We start from the raw sequence: 16,971 nt of genomic DNA on the forward strand, positions 1-16,971 counted from the left end.
TGCGGCTGATGCCGAACAGGGCCGAGGGCATGGGGAGATCCTGCCCCAGGAGTACTGGCGCATCGTGGGGATCGTGGGCAGTACGGGCGGACCGGTGATGGCCAGGACGACGCCCCCGACAACCCAGTGATCGTCACGGCCACAGGGCCACCCGCAACCACCGCCTCACCGACTCGTCCAGCCCGGCAGGCGAGGGCATCGGCTTCTTCTGCCTCACCAGCGCGGATACACACCCGACCTGGAACACAAGTACCCGTTCCCAAGCCGCTTCGAGGCAACACCGAACCATCAGGCCACGATCGGCCCACGCCTGGCTGCGGAGCGGACGACGAATTGACCGCTCGAAGCGCCTCCGCCATCCAGCTTCAGCAGTCTCCTCGTCACTCTTCTTGTTAAGGTGACAGGAATCGAAGTACCGTACGCAGCATGCAAGTTGATGCGTGGTCACCCACGCCGGTGCTGCTGACTGTCGATCTCGTGATCTTGACGCTGCGCGAGGGGCGACTGTGTGTCCTGCTCGTGGAACGGGGTGAAGATCCCTTTCAAGGCATGCCGGCGCTGCCTGGCGGATTCCTCAATCACGCAGGTGAGGAGATTCTGGACGCCGCTCACCGTGAGCTGAGGGAAGAAACCGCTCTGGTGGCCGGGCGGATGCATCTTGAGCAATTGGCCACCTACGGGGGCACAGGCCGTGATCCACGGGGACGAGTCGTTTCCGTAGCGCACTTGGCGATCGCGCCGGGACTCCCCGAACCGGTCGCGGGAACGGACGCCACGGATGCTGCATGGGTTCCCGCGGAAGCCGTCCTGTCCGGTGAGATGGAACTGGCCTTCGATCACCACCGGATCGTGACGGACGGAATTGAACGCGCGCGTACCAAGCTCGAATTCTCGGCACTGGCCACGGCATTCTGTGCAGAAGTCTTCACCATTGCCGAGTTGCAGCAGGTATACGAAGCCGTTTGGGGCACCAAACTCGATACCCGTAATTTCTATCGGAAAGTTCAGGCAGTAAAGGGATTCATCGTCCCCGCAGGCTCGGGGCGTAGGACCACAGGGGGACGGCCCGCTCGGCTGTACCGGGCCGGGCCGAAGTCGGTGTTGTTCCCACCACTGATCCGACCTGTGCCGTCCGCGACGGAAGAGGACACGAGAGGAGAAGGGGAATAGATGTCGAAAGACCTGGTGGTGATTCTCACCGCCCTCAATCTCGAATACCAGGCCGTGCGCCGGAAACTGACCGACCCACAGGTGCACCGGCATGAGCGTGGGACGCGGTTCGAGGTGGGAACCGTGCAGGGCACTTCATGCCGTGTCGCACTCGGCCTGACGAACAAAGGGAATCATTCCGCCGCGGTGATCGCTGAGCGCGCGATACAGGAGTTTTCGCCGGTGGCCGTGTTGTTCGTCGGCGTCGCCGGTGCCTTGTGGGATGACGCCAGGCTGGGCGACGTGGTGATGGCGACACACGTGTACGCCTACCACGGCGGGACCAGCGAGGACGACGGACTGAAGGCCCGTCCCCGGGCGTGGGAGGCGGCACACGGCATCAGTCAGCTCGGCTCGCATCTGGCTCGCGTGAACGACTGGGCAGACGACACGCCTGGTCATGAGCGCGCGCCGCAGGTGCGCTTCGGCGCGATCGCCGCCGGCGAGGTCGTGCAGAACTCGAAGATCTCGGCTGAGGCGCGGTGGATCCGGCAGCACTACAACGACGCGCTCGCGATCGAGATGGAGGCCGCCGGTGTGGCGCAAGCCGGTCATCTCAGCGGGGCACCAGTGGCCATCATCCGGGGAATCAGCGACCGAGCCGACGGTACGAAGAGCAGCGCGAAGGACCGTAACTGGCAACCACGGGCTGCGGCGAACGCGGCCGCATTCGCCACACGGCTGGCCGCGGAACTGGTAGGAGAACAGGAGCAGATCACGATGTCCCAGGAAGACAAGAACCATACGTCCGACAGACTCGAAGAGCACGTCAGCAACTCCGCCCATAACAGCACCGTTGGCATCATGGCCGGCTCGGTCAAGGAAAGCAGCGTCTACATGAACACGGCCCCGAAGGTGACCGGTCCGGCGGACCTGGTCGCGGAACTGGACGGACTCCGTGAGCACCTGAAGCATCACCACGCTGAGAGCGCCCTCGACGACGACTCCTACCGAGAGGCACTGGCCGAGCTGGGCTTCGCCCGCCGGGCGGCAAAGGAGAACACTCCCGGATCGTCCAAGAGGGCGACCATGGCACTCAAGAGGTTACGCGGCCTGGTCGCGGAGCTTCCCGAGCTGGTGGCCATGCTGGCGCCACTGGTTGTCGCGGCGGGCGACTTGTCATGAACGAGGGCAGCAGTGGCACGCACAATTCGGCCGCCTACGACTCCACTGTCGGAATCCAGGCCGAGACCGTGCACAACTCCAACGTCTACTTCGTCCATCCGGATGCATCGCCTCAGGAAAAATACAAGGTCGGTGTGCGGTTCCTGGAGGATGGCGTCCCCAGCCGTGCTCGCGACATGATCAGTGACGCGATCGCCCACGGACACGACAACGCGGAGGTCCGTTTCCACTGGGTGCTCGCCATGCTCAGTGCCCGCGCTTACCACGACCTCAGCACCGAAGAACTCCAGCGGCTGCACCATGCCTCCGGGCTCGTACGGACCTACGCTGAGGGAGAGTGGAAAGACGCTCTGCGCGTCGCTTTCGAACTGCTGGCGATGCTCAGCATCGCGGAAGGCGAAACAGGACGCGTACTGGAGCGGTTGCGAGCCCTGTCACTTCGCCAGCGTGACGCGATCCTCCACCACCTCGACCTCGTACTCACCGGAGGGCTGAAGGACAGCCTGTGGGCCGAGAACCGCGAGCGGGCCGAGGCGGCTCGCTTCGGCAACGACCGGGTCCAACGGGTCTGGGCTTATTTCGAACCCGATCCCATCGGGCCACGGGCCCTGCCGCCCCGTCCGAGCAGCGCTGCTGCCGCGAAGGCATCCCTCCCGCTCCGAGTCGGCCTGTTCGTCATCGTCGCCGGATTCCTCTCGATGTTGGCGCTGTTCGCGGATCCGGCTGCGGCAGTCATCGAGTTAGTGGTGGCACTCGGCGCCGGCCTGACCGCGGCTCACTTCGGCCGCCGATGGTGGCACCAAGACCATCGGCTTAAGGTCAAGAACCGTGAGTCCCACATCCCGTACACAGGCAATCCCGCATTTGCCGGAGACGGGTTCACCAACCGCGTCCGTCATTCGTTCGATCACTACTTCGGTACCCGCGTGCCCCACGGATGGGCCCCGCACGAATGGCTCGGTCATACCGTCCACATCCGCGACAGCCTCGTCGCCGAGATCGCGCTTCTCTATCGCGAGAGCCGAGTCAGCGTGGACCGCGTCAACTGGCTGATCCGCTATCTCGCCGAGGATGCCCGAGACCGTCACCACAAAGGCACTCTCTTCGGTCATCGTCACCAGAGCCCCACGTCGGCGGTGGCGAAGACACTGTGCATGGTCGCCCTCATCGCTCTCGGCATCACCACTCTGGCCCTGCTCGGAACAGTGGCCTCAGGTGCCGGTGCTGCGCAGACGCTGCTGGCCGTCCTGGCCGCAGTCGGTGCGGTCTGGTCCGGACGCACGGCTGTGTCCTCGTGGCTGAAGACCCGAGGTGAAGAGCACCGGCTGGCCGAAGAAACCCGGGAATATCAAGAGCAGCTGGCCGCGCGGCAAGCCGCCTACCAGAACTGGAAGTCGTTCCTGGACGCCACGCGACCCACTGAGCTGGAAATGGAGACCTGGCTCACCTGCGACAAAACGGTGTTCGTCGACGAAGCACTCCGCCACCACCAGCTCACCTGGCGCGACCTGATCACCCACACCATCCTGATGACACCCGCACGCCCTTACAAGCGAGGGCGCGTGAAGGGCGGTCCTTGGCGATACTCGCGCTACAACTTCCGCCTTTTCCTGGTAACCCAGGACGGCGTTCGTGAAGTCAGCACGGAATTCGATTTCACCGACGCAAAACGCGGTAACGAGCAGCGAAGCAACTACCGCTTCGACGCGTTGTCCTCCGTACAGGTCACGGAACGCACCAGCATCGGATACGACCTGGAGCTCGTCCTCACCAACGGGCCGGCCAGGAACATTCGCGTCAAAGACGCCGACACCCATCAACTGGCGCCGGACGAAAACGCCCAGGAAATCGCCGAGATCAACCTCAATGCGGCGGGTTTCATCCACACCTTCCGCCTCCTGGAAGGAATCGCGGCGGACGGAAAGGGTTGGATCGAACGGAACAACCCCAACCACCTACCGCCCTTGCGCCCTACCGACTGATTCTTCCGGTTCTTCAGGAGGGGCAGGGGCCGGAGCGCCGGAGCCCTGCCCGCTCACTCATCAGCCCAGCCGGGACCCCAGCTTAGGAATGGCCGTGGCCGCCACAGAAGACGTCACCGAAAGCAGACTGCTGCTGGCCGAGTACGACCGCCTCAAGGAGGAGCAGAACACCCGGATAGGATTCCGTGACAACCTGCTCTACTTCACGCTCGCCGCGTCCACCGCGGTCCTGGCGATCGCCGTCCAGAGCGGGCAGGCTCAACTGCTGCTCGCCGTCCCCGGGATCTGCCTGGTCCTGGGCTGGACCTACCTGGTCAACGACGAGAAGATCTCGGCGGTCGGCTGCTACATCCGCGAGCAGCTGGGACCGCGGCTGGCAGAGCTCAGCGGCGCCCACGGCACAGTGTTCGGCTGGGAGATCTACCACCGTGAGGATGCGAGCCGCACCACGCGCAAGCGACTGCAGACCGCTGTGGATCTGTTCACGTACTTGGCCTTGCCGATGATCTGCATGACCGCATTCTGGTGCTCTCCCGCCGTCCATCCTCTACTCCTGATCGCCTCCCTCGCACAGACACTTGCCCTGGCCGTACTGGGCTGGCAGTTCCTACGCTATGCGGAGAGGTAGGGCTGCTCCGCCGCCTCACTTCACGTTCAAACTGGAGCCTCACAACCGAGAGGAGCCCGCCTGCCGAGCCGGAGGGTATCGACGTCTCTACGCCATCGATACCCTCCGGCTCGGCCGACGGGCTCCCGCTCCACCTCCGCAACACCCGTTCAGCGTCCCGGGAAGCGCTCGGTCCGCAACCTGGTGCGATGTGAATCAGACCAGTTCGGGTTGCGGTTCCGGTTGCCGCACTGGTGCGGTCTTCGGCGCCTGCGGTTCCCACCGTTTGGTGGTCCGTACGTAGCCGTAGATCACCGAAGCCATCGCCAGAATGAGAAGGGGTCCGAAGACCCAGGGGTGTTCGGCCATCTCCAGCGGCAGATAGCGATAGGACACCAGGAGTGCCGTGAAGACCGCCGCGCCGTAAGCGACCAGCTGGGTTCCCGACCGGTCCCAGCCGCGTTCGAGCGAGCGCAGAGCCGCTTCGATCGTGAGGGTGAAGACCACGCCGGCGATGATGTCCGTGCCGTAGTGGTAGCCGAATCCCAGTGTCGCGCCGAGCGTGGCGACAAGCCAGAAAGCGCCTGCGTAGCGCAGAATTCGTGGTCCCTTGCGGGAATGGATGAATATCGCGGTGGCCCAGGCGGTGTGCAGGCTGGGCATGCAATTGCGTGGGGTGATCTCGTCGAACGGCATCTGGTGCGGGGCGTTGAGTATCGGCGCCGTGTTCGGCCACAGATCCGCCACAGCCCAGTGGCTGCCGTCGGCGCCGTAGGCGAAGATCGGCCCGACCACCGGGAAAATCATGTAGATGCCGGGCCCGAGGAGGCCGATCACCAGGAAGGTGCGCACCAGGTGGTGGCGCGGGAAGCGGCGCTCGGTCGCCACGTTGCGCAGCTGGTACAGCGCGACGACGACCGCGGCCACCGCGAGCTGGATGTAGACGTAGTCGAGAATGTGGTCGCCGACCGGACCGGTGGCCTTGACGATCTTGCCTACGATCCATGACGGGTTGCCCAGCGCGTGATCGGCGGTCGCCACGTACTGGTCGAGCACCGTCGGACGGGTCTTGGACGTGATGAGCAGCCAGGTATCGCCGGTCTTGCGGCCGGCGACCAGAAGCAGGCCCAGTCCGACGCCTTTCAGCAGAAGGAGGCGTTCCCGGCCGGTGCGGCGGGTGACGGCGATGACCGCATAGCCCAGAAGCACCCACAATGCGCCGTTGCCGAACATCATCTTGGCGTCGACCGCCCACCGGACGAGCCAGAAGACGACGTCGATACCGACGGCGACGCCGGCCGCGATGAACCGCTCCCGCCAGGTGAGCACCACCATCATCAATGCCATGCTGCCGTACAGCAGCGGCCCCGATTTGGGGGCGAGTATCACTTCTTTCGCCTGGTTGGTGATCGGCCCCGGCATGCCGTAGTGACGCGCGGCGATCTCCAGCGCGACGAGGAATCCGAAGGCCACCACACCCGCCGTGACCCACAGTATCGTCCGCGCTTTACGCCCTGCGGCGAATGCGGCTCTGCTGTTTATTTGTGAAAACAACCGTGATGCTATAGATATCAATTGCTTGGCCAATTTGTCGGACGTCAGCTAAGTAGGTCACTTTTTGTGCTGGATGGCACGGTTTTCGGGTGAGGGTGGGTGATCGGGGTGATCGCCACGAGTTCGAACATGCTATCTGGAGCGGTGCCGGTGGGGTCCGCTGGTCACGGGTGTCGCGAGGGGCGGGCGATCCGGCGCTCGACGGTCCAGCTTCTCGCGAATACCACGAAACTTCGGCACAGCCGTCCGCCAGGCTGCTGATGATCTTGGATGGCCCCTCGATTCCGTGCCGCTTCGCGTCATGCCGTGAACCGGGATACCCAGGAGCGGGATCCGCCCGGAGGCTTCACGAGGGGCAAGATTTTCGAAGGGCGATGACGAGGACCCGTGACTGACTCCGCGGGCGCCGGATGCCACTCCGCACAACCGGCGCGCACACCGGCGCGCCTCGGTCGCCTGCCGGATGCCCTGGGCTGTCCCGCGCGCCGTGCGGGCCGTGCGAAGGGTGCGTGCACGGCGCACGCGCGGGGTCGTTGACGCCTCCAGGAGCGCTGTTCCGCCCCCCAGTAGCTCCTTGCCTCCCTTTCCGGTGCGCGCCTAGCCTTGCGAGGGTGCAGCGGAGAATAATTCGGTCGACACCGATGCATAGAGCCACAATTCGCTTCAAGGCTCAAGATTCCGGCACTGAATTCGTGCGACGTTCCGCAACTGCCGGCTGTCCCAGACCGTGGCCGTGTGCCGGGCCGTACGGCAGCGCCACTCCCCCACCCGCCGAAGGAGAATCGGCATGGATGCTGAGCCCATTGCGTTAGTAGGGGTCGGGTGCACACTCCCCGGCAAGGTGCACGGGCTGGACGACATACACAAGGTCCTGCGGGAAGGCCGGGACTGCGTCGAGGAGATCCCGGCCAGCCGGTGGGACGTGAATGAGCTCTACGATCCCGACCCCCTGGCAGCAGGCAAGACCTACGTCCGCCACGGCGGGTTCGTCGACGACCCCGACCGCTTCGACGCCGCGTTCTTCGGGATCTCGGACGCCGAGGCGGTCCGGATGGACCCGCAACACCGCTTGCTCCTGCAGACGGTGTGGCACGCCCTGGAACACGCCGGACAGAATCCCGACGAGATCAGGGGAAGCAGCACCGGCGTCTTCGTGGCCATGATGAACAGCAACAACTACGGGTTCCTCAAACACGACATCGACGGTCTCACCGGCATCACGGCCTATGACTCGATGGCCGACGAGATCAGCATCAGCGCCGGCCGCATCGCCCACTTCCTCGACCTGAAGGGGCCCTGCCTCACGGTCGACACCGCCTGCTCGGGCTCACTGACCGCACTGCACCTGGCCCGTCAGTCCATCCTCACCGGCGAGTGCGACTCGGCGATCGTCGCGGGGGTCAATCTGATCCTCACCCCCGATGTGCACATCTCCTTCTGCAAGCTGGGCCTGTTCTCCCGCGGTGGGCAGTGCCGGGCGTTCGACGCGAAGGCGGACGGCTACGTCCGCAGCGAGGGGTGTGTGGCGGCGCTGGTGCGCCGGGAGTCGCTCGCCGAGGAGCGCGGCGACCCCATCCTGGCCAGCATCATCGGCACCGCGATCAACCACGACGGCCGCACGCCCGCGCTGACCGCGCCCAACGGCCGGACCCAGGAGCAGGTGATCCGCGCGGTGCTCTCCCGCACCGGTGCCGATCCCGCCCGGGTCGGCTACGTCGAGGCGCACGGCACCGGGACCCCGGTCGGCGACCCGATCGAGATGAACGCCATCGCCGGCGCGTACGCCCACGCCCGCACCGCGGACCGGCCGCTCTACGTCGGGTCGGTGAAGAGCAACTTCGGTCACACCGAGGCCGCCGCCGGCCTCCTCGGGGTCGTCAAGGCCGCCCTGTCCCTGCACCACGAGACCATCTACCCCAGCATCCACCTCGACCGGCTCAACCCCAAGATCGATCTGAAGGGCGCCGCGGTGGAGGTGCCGGGGGAACCCGTTCCCTGGCCCCGGGAGGACGGCGTCCCGCGCCTGGCCGGTGTCAACTCCTTCGGCTACAGCGGCACCAACGCCCACGCGATCCTGCGGGAGGCACCGCGGGCCCGGCACGAAGCCGGTGGCGGCGGCACGCGGCCGCGCTCCGCCGAGCTGCTGGTCCTGTCCGCCAAGTCCCCGGAGAGTCTGGACGGGCTCGCCGAGCGCTGGGCGGAGCATCTGTCCCGGACCGACCAGGAGAGCCTGCCGGAGGCCATGTTCACCGCGGCCGCCGGGCGCGCCGTGCACCGCCACCGCCTCGCGGTGAGCGGACGGGGTGCCATCGGCATCGCCAACGACCTGCGGTTGTGGCGGACTCGCCGGACTCCTCCGTCGGTCGCGTACGGGCACGCCGTCAAGCCCGCCCGGACCGCCTTCGTCTTCACCGGCCAGGGCGTGCAGTACCCGGGCATGGCCCGTGAACTGTACGACGTCGAGCCGGAGTTCGCCGCCGCCATCGACCGGTGCGCCGAGGTGCTCGACGCCGAACTGCCCGTACCACTGCGGCGACTCCTCTTCGATGAGCAGTCCCCGGAGGCGCTCGACGACACGAGGCTGGCCCAGCCGGCGCTGTTCGCCGTCGAGTACGCGCTGGCCGCCCTGCTGCGTTCCTGGGGAGTCGTCCCGGACGCGCTGCTCGGGCACAGCGTCGGCGAGCTCGTCGCCGCGTGCGCCGGCGGCATGCTGCCCTTGGAGGACGCCGCCCGCTTCAGCGCGCTGCGCGGCCGTCTCATGGGCGAACTGCCGCGCGACGGCGTCATGCTGGCCCTCGCCGCGGATCCGGAGACCGTACGGGGCTGGGTGGCCGGGCGCGAGGCCGACCTGTCGGTGGCCGCGGTCAACGGCCCGCGCGCCGTGGTCGTCTCGGGACGTACGGAGGCCGTGGAGGAGGTGGCCCGTCTGGCCGGCGACGCCGGCGTACGGGCCACCCGGCTGCGTACCTCGCACGCCTTCCACTCGCCGCTGATGGACCCGGCCCTGCCCGAACTGAGCAAGGCCGCCACGGGGCTCCGCCCGACGGCCCCGGCCGTCCCGGTGATCTCCAACGTCACGGGCGAGGCCCTGACCGGCGCCGAGGGGCCCGATTACTGGAGCCAGCAGGTCCGCCACCCGGTCCGGTTCCACGACGGCATGCGCGCGGTGGCCGCCCTGGGCCGCACCGTGGTCGTCGAGATCGGCCCGCACCCCGCCCTGCGGGCACACGTGCAGGAGGCCCTCGGCGCCGACGGCGTGACGGTGATCTCCACCCTGCGGCGTGACGGGAAGGACGTGCGCAACATGCTCGCCGCGGCGGGCGCCCTCTTCACCTCCGGAGCCGCGATCGACCTGGCCGCGCTCTACCGCGGGCGCGGGCGTCGCCGCACCTCGTCCGCCCCGCAGTACCCGTTCCGCAGGGACCGGTACTGGGTGACGCCCGCGCCCGACGTCCGTCGTAGCCCGGAACCGGGGACATCCCCGCGGCCGGAGCCGCAGCCGGTCCGCGAGCTCGAAGCGGTGGTCCGACGGCACGAGGTGGAGCCCGGCACGCCGTGGGTGGACCATCGCATCCTCGGCTCGACTCTCTTCCCTGCCACCGGATACCTCGAACTCACCGTGGACGCCTACACGTCGGCCGACGGCCACAGCTCCGTTCCGGTCGAGCTGACCGACGTCGACTTCGTCCGGCCGCTCGTCCTGGCCCCCGGCCGCCCCAGCAGCGTCCGGGTGGAACTCAAAGCCGATGGCCACACGCCGGGCCACCGGTTCACCGTGGCGGGCGGCGACGGGGACGGCCCGCCCCGCTACTGCCACGGCAGGATCGGACCGGCCGTGGAACAAGGCCGTTCCGGCACGCGTCCCGGAGAACTGCGCGCGGCGATGCCCGACGCGTTCACGCCCGGCCGCCTCTACGGGCTGCTGCGGGAGGACGGCATGGAGTACGGCGCGAGCTTCTCCACCGTCCGCGAGCTGTGGTGCGACCAGGCAGGCGGCCAGGCGCTCGGCCGGATCACCGCCGCTCCCGACGGTGCGTCGGGAGCGGGGCACGCGCACCGGTTCGCCACCATGCTCGACGGCTGTCTGCACCTGACCGCCGCCGCGGCCGACGGCTCGGCCAGGGGCACCCATATCCCGGTCGGCGTGGGCCGGATCGTCCTGCACGGTCCGTTCCCCGACCAGGTCTGGGGCCACGTCCGGCTGCGGCCGCACGCCTCGGGGGCCGCGTTCACCGCTCAGCTGCGCGTCCTGGACGACTCCGGCGCCGTCCTCGCAGACCTGGAGGACATCGAATTCCGGCGCATCGCCTCGCTGACCGACACCTCGGCGGCCGTGCCCGCGCCGGCCGGGCCCCACTCCCGGGACGGTGGCGTCTCACGGCGGGAACTGCGCGAGCGCGTCGAGCCGCTCCCGCCCGGGGAGCGCCGGCAGGTGGTCATCGACTGGCTCACCGGGGAGATCGTCGACACCCTCGGCCGGATGTCGACCGAGCTGGAGATCGACATCGAGCACCTCGATCCTTCCCTGGCCCTGCTGGAGGTCGGGCTCGACTCCCTGACCATCACCGAGCTCCAGCGGCGCATCCAGGAGAAGCTCGAATTCCGCTACCGGGCGATGGAGGCACTGGAGTACCAGAGCATCGAGGAGCTCGCGGAGTTCCTCCTCCAACGGGTGATCCTGGCGGACACCGGCAGCCCCGACAGCGCCGACGCCGAGGCCGCTCCGGCGCGCGCCTGAGCCCGGCCTCCCGCCGCACCCGGCAGATCCCACCCCAGAGGGGAAGTGCCAGCAACCGTGTTGAGCTCCGAACACGTCCACAGCTATCTCGACAGCCATCTCGGCGAACGGCAAGTCAACAAGATCCAGCACGGGTTCCCGTCGCCGCGGTACTGGAACGAGCTGTCCGTGCCCATCGACGAGATCGCCGAGGACCGCCGCCGCCTGCGGGAGGCGGAGGGTCCCTACCCCGTGCACCTGTACGTCGGTGTCCCGTACTGCATCCAGACCGACCCGGGGAAGTGCGGGTACTGCCTCTTCCCCGTCGAGGAGTTCCAGGGCAACGCCGCCCTGGAGAACTACTACGGCTACGTGGAACGCGAAGCCGAGATGTACCGGGAGCAGCTGGAGGGTTCCGTCCTCGCCGGGGCGTACTTCGGCGGGGGCACCTCCAATCTCTACAAAGCCCCCGTCTACCACCGCCTGATGGACATGGTGCGCCGCCTCTTCCCCGACATCCGCGAGGACGCGGGTCTCACCCTGGAGGGCATTCCCCAGCTGTTCTCCCGGGAGAAGATGGAGGCGATCCGGGACGCGGGGATGAACCGGATCAGCATGGGCGTCCAGCAGATCAACGAAAGGCTCAACAGCTTCAGCGGACGCAAGCAGACGACCAAGCACGTCATCCAGAGCCTGGAGTGGGCCCGCGAGCTCGGGCTGGCCGCCAATGTCGACCTGATCTTCGGCTGGCCCCAGCAGACCGTCGACACCATGCTGGAGGATCTGGAGACCCTCGTCTCCTGGGACGTCTACGACATCACGCACTACGAGCTGAACGTCGGCGGCCCGACCGACTTCGCGCTCAACCGCTACCACGAGCTGCCCAGCACCCTGGCCAACCTGGAGATGTACCGGGCAGGGCGCGACTTCCTCCTCGACCACGGCTACGAGCAGCTGTCGACGTACAACTTCCGCCGTCCCGGCGACCCCGCGAGCCGGGACTTCCGTGAGGGCTACACCTCCCGCTTCGAGCACGTGGACTCCGTGGGGCTCGGCTATGCGGCGATCACCTTCTTCGGCAACCCCGCGCTGCCCCCGGGCCGTTCCTGGTCGTACATCAACCAGCGCAGCCTGGCGCAGTACAAGGCGGCCGTCGACAACGGCCGGTTCCCCATCGAGCGTGGCTTCCGGCACGCGCCCGAGGACTGGCTGCTGATGGTGCTCTTCCGCAGCCTCATCAGTACGGAGATCGACGTGTCGCAGTACCGTGCCGCCTTCGGGTTCGACGTGCGCGAGAAGTACGGCACCGTCTGGGAGGCCCTGGCCGAGCGAGGGCTCGTGGAGATCACACCGGAGTGGATCAGGTTGGTCGGGGACGGGCCGTTCTACGCCCCGATGATCTCGACCTTGATCGCCGAGGAGCGCTACCGCGAGCTGCGCGAGGAGGCCGCGCGGCGCAAGAAGGAGTCCCGCGGGCCCGCGACCGTGTCCCGGAGCGGGCAGTGACGGAGGGTCTGCCCCTGGCGGGCCGCGGTGTCGTGATCACGGGCGGATCGCGGGGCATCGGTGCCGCGGTCGTGCGGCTGGCACTGGCCCAGGGCGCCGACGTCGTCTTCGGCTACCACAGCGACGAGAAGCGGGCGAGCGCCCTGGCCGACGAGATGGGCGCCGCTCACCCCGGGCGGCGCTGCACGGCGCTGCGGGCCGACGTGGCCGACGCGGACGAGGCCCGGCGCTTCGCCACCGCGGCCCTGGAGCGGCTGGAGCAACTGGACGTCCTCGTCAACAACGCCGGCATGACCCGCGACACCGTGTTCGCCCGCATGAGCCGGCAGCAGTGGCACGAGGTCATCGCCACCAACCTCGACAGCATGTACACCGTCACCAAGCCGCTGCTGATGCCCCTGGTGAAGCAGCGCAGCGGCGCCATCGTCAACATCGCCTCCTCCTCCGGGCTGCACGGCATCCCCGGCCAGACGGCGTACTCCGCGGCCAAGGCCGGGGTCATCGGCTTCACCAAGGCCCTGGCGAAGGAGATCGGTGCCAGGGGGGTCACCGTCAACGCCGTCGCGCCCGGTCTCATCGAGACCGACATGACCGCCGCGATCCCGGAGGAAAAGGCGGAACTCCTCAAGTCCCTGATCCCCGGCCATGCCTTCGGCACCCCGGAGGACGTGGCTCACCTGGTGTGCTTCCTGGCGTCCGGCCGGGCCCGCTACATCACCGGGCAGGCCATCGAGATATCGGGAGGTCTCGTGGTGTAACCGTGCGCGGGCGTGGGGCGGCTCCGGCGGGATGACGCCGTCCGCCCCTCGCCTCGGTCCATGCTGTTCGCCGCCGCGGCCGCGGATCCCTCAGCCCAGGGTCCCGTGGCCGCTGCTCACCCGGATCAGCCCCTCCTGGGCCAAGGTGGCCACCAGCAGACCATCGCGGGTGAAGACCCGGCCCAGGACCAGTCCCCGCCCCGCGGAGGCCACCGGGGTCTCCAGGGCGCAGAGCAGCCAGTCGTCCGCGCGGAAGGGGTGGTGGATCCACACGGTGTAGTCGACGCTGCGGCCGCTGGCGTGGAACCACGAGACGCCGTGCTGGACCAGGACGGTCTCCAGCATGGTGACGTCGCAGACGTACACCAGCAGGCAGGCGTGGAGGTGGCGTTCGCGGTCGGCGGTCGCCCCGGGCGGCAGTTCGCCCGTGGCGCGGACCCACACCTGGGTCCGGCGGGACACCAGCGACGGGTCCTTCTCCACATCGAAGCTCAACGGGCCGACGAAGCGCAGGTCGTACGGCTTCCCGAGGGGCTGCATCACCTCGCCGAACGCCTCGGTCAGCCGCTCCTCGTAGGTCGGCAGGTCCTGCGGGTCCGGGACGGGCGGCATCGGGTCCTGGTGGCCGAGGCCCGGCTCGAGGCGGTGGAAGGAGGCGGTCAGGGTGAACACCTCCCGACCGCGCTGGGTGGCGCGCACCAGCCGGGTGGCGAAGGAGCCGCTGTCCCTGACCCGTTCGACCCGGTAGTCGAAGGGCGCGGTCGGCAGGGCGGGGCGCAGGAAGAAGCAGTGCACGGAGTGCGCGGGCAAGCCGTCGGGCACCGTGCGGCCGGCGGCGGCCAGCGCCTGGGCCGCCAGGTGCCCTCCGTAGACCGGGGAGGAGGGTTCCAGGGGCGGGCGGCCGAGGAAGTGCTCGCCGCCGCCCTGGTCCGCCGCGGGGCCGGGGTCGAGGTCGAGCAGACCGAGCAGGTCCCGCAGCGCGCGTTCCTGGTCCATGGTTCCCACTTCGCCTCGGCGTCACCGCAGCGGCCAGTATCTCCACCGCGGAAGCGCCGCTCAACCCAACTGCCTTAAGGCGCCGTCGAGTTGCCTCGTCGACAGGAGGCGGTACGGTGCGGTACTTCGGAACCGCGCGTGGTGAGCGACCGCCGTGAACACGACGGCTCCGTACGACGCCGGCCCGCGCTCGGCGGACCGCTCGACCGGGAGGTCCCCTCATGCCCGACCGTTTCAGCGCGGCGCTGTACCGGCGGCGTACCGCCGTGCTGTGGGTGAGCGCGCTCGCCCTCGTCCTGGCCGCGATCGGTGGGCTGGGGGTGGAGAACCGGCTGGTCCACGGCGGCTTCTCCGATCCCCACGCGCAGTCCTCCCGGGCCGGGCGCCTGGTGTCCGAGCACTTCCCCTCCGCGGGCGGTGATCTGGTGCTGCTGCTCAGCGGGGCCGGTGCGGTCGACTCGCCGACGGCCGTCTCGCTGGGAGCTGCCCTGACCCGGCGGGCCGAGCGGGCCCCGGGCGTGGGAGCGGCCACCTCGTACTGGACGTCGGGGCACGCGCCCTCGATGCGCTCCCGGGACGGCTCCATCGGGCTGGTGTCGCTCTCCCTGCGCGGTGACGAGGACGACCAGGCGAAGACCGCCGGGCGGCTGGTGCCGGACCTGCGGCGGCACGCGCAGGGGCTGACGGTCATGGCGGCCGGTCCGGCGCAGGTGCAGTCGGAGGTCGGCAAGCAGACGGCGCACGACCTGCTGCTCGCCGAGGCGATCGCCATGCCGGTCACCCTCGTCCTCCTGCTGTTCGTCTTCGGCAGTGCGGTGGCCGCCGCCTTACCGCTGGTCATCGCGCTGCTTTCGGTCCTGGTGAGCCGGGCCGTGCTCAACGCCCTGGCAGGGGTCGTGCCGATCTCGGTGTACTCGATGAACTCCACCACCGCGCTCGGACTGGGTCTCGGCATCGACTACAGCCTGTTCATCCTCGCCCGTTTCCGGGAGGAGCTTCGCGGTGGCGCGACGGTGCGGGAGGCACTGGGGCCCACGGTGCGCCGGGCGGGGCGGACGGTGGCGTTCTCCGGGCTGACGGTGGCCCTGTCCCTGGTCGCCCTGCTGGTCTTCCCCCAGTTCTTCCTGCGGTCCTTCGCCTACGGCGGCATCGCGGTGGTGCTCTCCGCAGCGGCGGGAGCGGTCTTCGTGCTGCCCGCGCTGCTGGCCGTCCTGGGCCACCGCGTCGACCGCTACGACGTCTTCGCCCGGCTGCGCGGTCCGGCGCGGCGGGCCGCCGCCGGCGAGGCGGGCCCGGAGGCGCCCGAAAGCGGCCGCTGGTACCGGTTCGCCATGGCGGTGATGCGCCGTCCGGTGCTCTGCGGAGGCGGCGCGGTGCTCGTGCTGGCCGTCCTCGCGTCCCCGTTCACCCGGGTCTCCCCCGGCTTGTTCGACGACCGCTCACTGCCCGCGGGCTCCCAAGTGCACCGTGCCACACAGCTGTTACGCACCCGGTTCGACGCCGATGTGCTGCGTACCGTGCCCGTCGTGGTGGAGGGGCTGGGGCGCGACCGGGCCCAGGCTCTGGAGTCCTATGCCCGTGCCCTGTCCGCGGTGCGGGACGTCCGCCAGGTGACCGCCGCGACCGGCACCTATGCCGCCGGCCTCCGGGTCCAGGGCCCGGGCCCGGCCGGTGCCGCGCTGGTGGACGGCGGCACCGCGCTGCTCTCCGTGGTCTCCGCGGTGGATCAGGACTCCCCCGCCGGAAGCCATCTCGTCGGCCTGCTGCGGAAGGTGGCGCCGCCGGACGGGGGCGCGGTGTCGGTGGGCGGGCGGGCCGCCGAGGTCAAGGACAGCACATCGGCCATCAGCCGAGCCGCTCCGGCGGCCATCGGCATCGTCGTGGGTTCCTCGCTGGTGCTGTTGTTCCTGTTCACCGGGAGCGTCCTGATGCCGGTGAAGGCACTGGCGCTCAACACCCTCAGTCTCAGCGCCACGTTCGGGGCGATGGTGTTCGTCTTCCAGGAGGGCCACCTGTCGTCGCTGGCCGGCAGTCCGCTGCACACCGGCACCCTGGACGCGACCATCCCGATCCTGGCCTTCTGCGTGGCCTTCGGCCTCTCCATGGACTACGAGGTGTTCCTGCTCTCCCGGATCCGCGAACGCCATCTGCGCACCGGCGACAACACGGAGTCGGTGGCCTTCGGCCTTCAGCACACCGGGCGGATCATCACCGCCGCAGCCGTCCTCGTCGCCGTCGTGCTGTTCGTCTTCGCCATCTCGGGGGTGACGTTGCTGAAGCTGCTCGGCGTCGGCCTCGCACTGGCGGTGGTGCTGGACGCGACCTTGGTCCGCGCTGTGCTCGTACCCTCCTTCATGCGCCTGGCCGGCCGGGCCAACTGGTGGGCCCCGGGGCCGTTGCGCCGCCTGCACGACCGTGTCGGGCTTCGGGAGGACGCCGGGGAGTGAGGGGGCTTTGCGGGGCGAGGGGCAGCTCATCGGAGTTCCACGATCACGAGCGTGCCCCGGCTGCCGGCAG

General features: G+C 68.8%; 10 protein-coding genes. 8 read left to right on the forward strand and 2 right to left on the reverse strand.

Translation table 11 applies throughout. The features are described 5' to 3' along the window. Positions 1-426 precede the first annotated feature (426 nt). The 4 genes from ACFY1P_RS03725 (at position 427) to ACFY1P_RS03740 (ending at position 4,944) form a co-directional block, all read left to right on the forward strand. Positions 427-1,170 (forward strand): NUDIX domain-containing protein, encoded by a 744-nt coding sequence (locus tag ACFY1P_RS03725; protein WP_361523889.1) that lies wholly within the window; start codon positions 427-429, stop codon positions 1,168-1,170. Beyond that, complete coding sequence (locus ACFY1P_RS03730) at positions 1,171-2,334, forward strand: 5'-methylthioadenosine/S-adenosylhomocysteine nucleosidase (protein WP_361523886.1); 1,164 nt, start codon at positions 1,171-1,173, stop codon at positions 2,332-2,334. Then, positions 2,331-4,316, forward strand: a complete 1,986-nt coding sequence (locus ACFY1P_RS03735) for a hypothetical protein (RefSeq protein ID WP_390749572.1) — start codon at positions 2,331-2,333, stop codon at positions 4,314-4,316. The genes ACFY1P_RS03730 and ACFY1P_RS03735 overlap by 4 nt, the downstream gene beginning before the upstream one ends. An 88-nt stretch (positions 4,317-4,404) precedes the next feature. Next, positions 4,405-4,944, forward strand: coding sequence for a hypothetical protein (locus tag ACFY1P_RS03740; protein WP_361523880.1), 540 nt, complete (start codon positions 4,405-4,407; stop codon positions 4,942-4,944). A 195-nt stretch (positions 4,945-5,139) separates the two neighbouring features. Here the strand turns inward: ACFY1P_RS03740 and ACFY1P_RS03745 are convergent, their stop codons facing one another. Further along, the gene (locus ACFY1P_RS03745; protein WP_390749802.1) at positions 5,140-6,420 is read right to left on the reverse strand and encodes a phosphatase PAP2 family protein; all 1,281 of its coding nucleotides are present in this window, start codon (positions 6,418-6,420) and stop codon (positions 5,140-5,142) included. Positions 6,421-7,264: 844 nt separating this feature from the next. On the opposite strand from ACFY1P_RS03745, the gene ACFY1P_RS03750 reads away from it, so the two are divergent. Genes ACFY1P_RS03750 through ACFY1P_RS03760 form a run of 3 tightly spaced genes read left to right on the forward strand, consistent with a single transcriptional unit; the run spans position 7,265 to position 13,458 of the window. Beyond that, positions 7,265-11,215: a type I polyketide synthase gene (locus ACFY1P_RS03750; protein ID WP_390749573.1), complete on the forward strand. Its 3,951-nt coding sequence runs from the start codon at positions 7,265-7,267 to the stop codon at positions 11,213-11,215. Between the two features lie 57 nt (positions 11,216-11,272). Then, a complete protein-coding gene (locus ACFY1P_RS03755) occupies positions 11,273-12,700 on the forward strand; it encodes a coproporphyrinogen-III oxidase family protein (protein ID WP_390749574.1) in 1,428 nt (475 codons plus the stop codon). Continuing rightward, entirely contained in the window at positions 12,697-13,458 is a 762-nt protein-coding gene (locus ACFY1P_RS03760) for an SDR family oxidoreductase (RefSeq protein ID WP_390749575.1), read from the forward strand. Before ACFY1P_RS03755 ends, ACFY1P_RS03760 begins: the two co-directional genes overlap by 4 nt. Positions 13,459-13,548: 90 nt before the next feature. Here the strand turns inward: ACFY1P_RS03760 and ACFY1P_RS03765 are convergent, their stop codons facing one another. After that, positions 13,549-14,454 carry an acyl-CoA thioesterase gene (locus ACFY1P_RS03765; protein ID WP_390749576.1) on the reverse strand — a complete coding sequence of 302 codons (906 nt, stop codon included), beginning with the start codon at positions 14,452-14,454 and terminating at the stop codon, positions 13,549-13,551. A gap of 221 nt (positions 14,455-14,675) precedes the next feature. On the opposite strand from ACFY1P_RS03765, the gene ACFY1P_RS03770 reads away from it, so the two are divergent. After that, positions 14,676-16,901, forward strand: coding sequence for an MMPL family transporter (locus tag ACFY1P_RS03770; RefSeq protein ID WP_361523865.1), 2,226 nt, complete (start codon positions 14,676-14,678; stop codon positions 16,899-16,901). Positions 16,902-16,971: the final 70 nt, after the last annotated feature.

This window comes from Streptomyces sp. NPDC001407 (assembly GCF_042895325.1).
Lineage (GTDB): Bacteria > Actinomycetota > Actinomycetes > Streptomycetales > Streptomycetaceae > Streptomyces.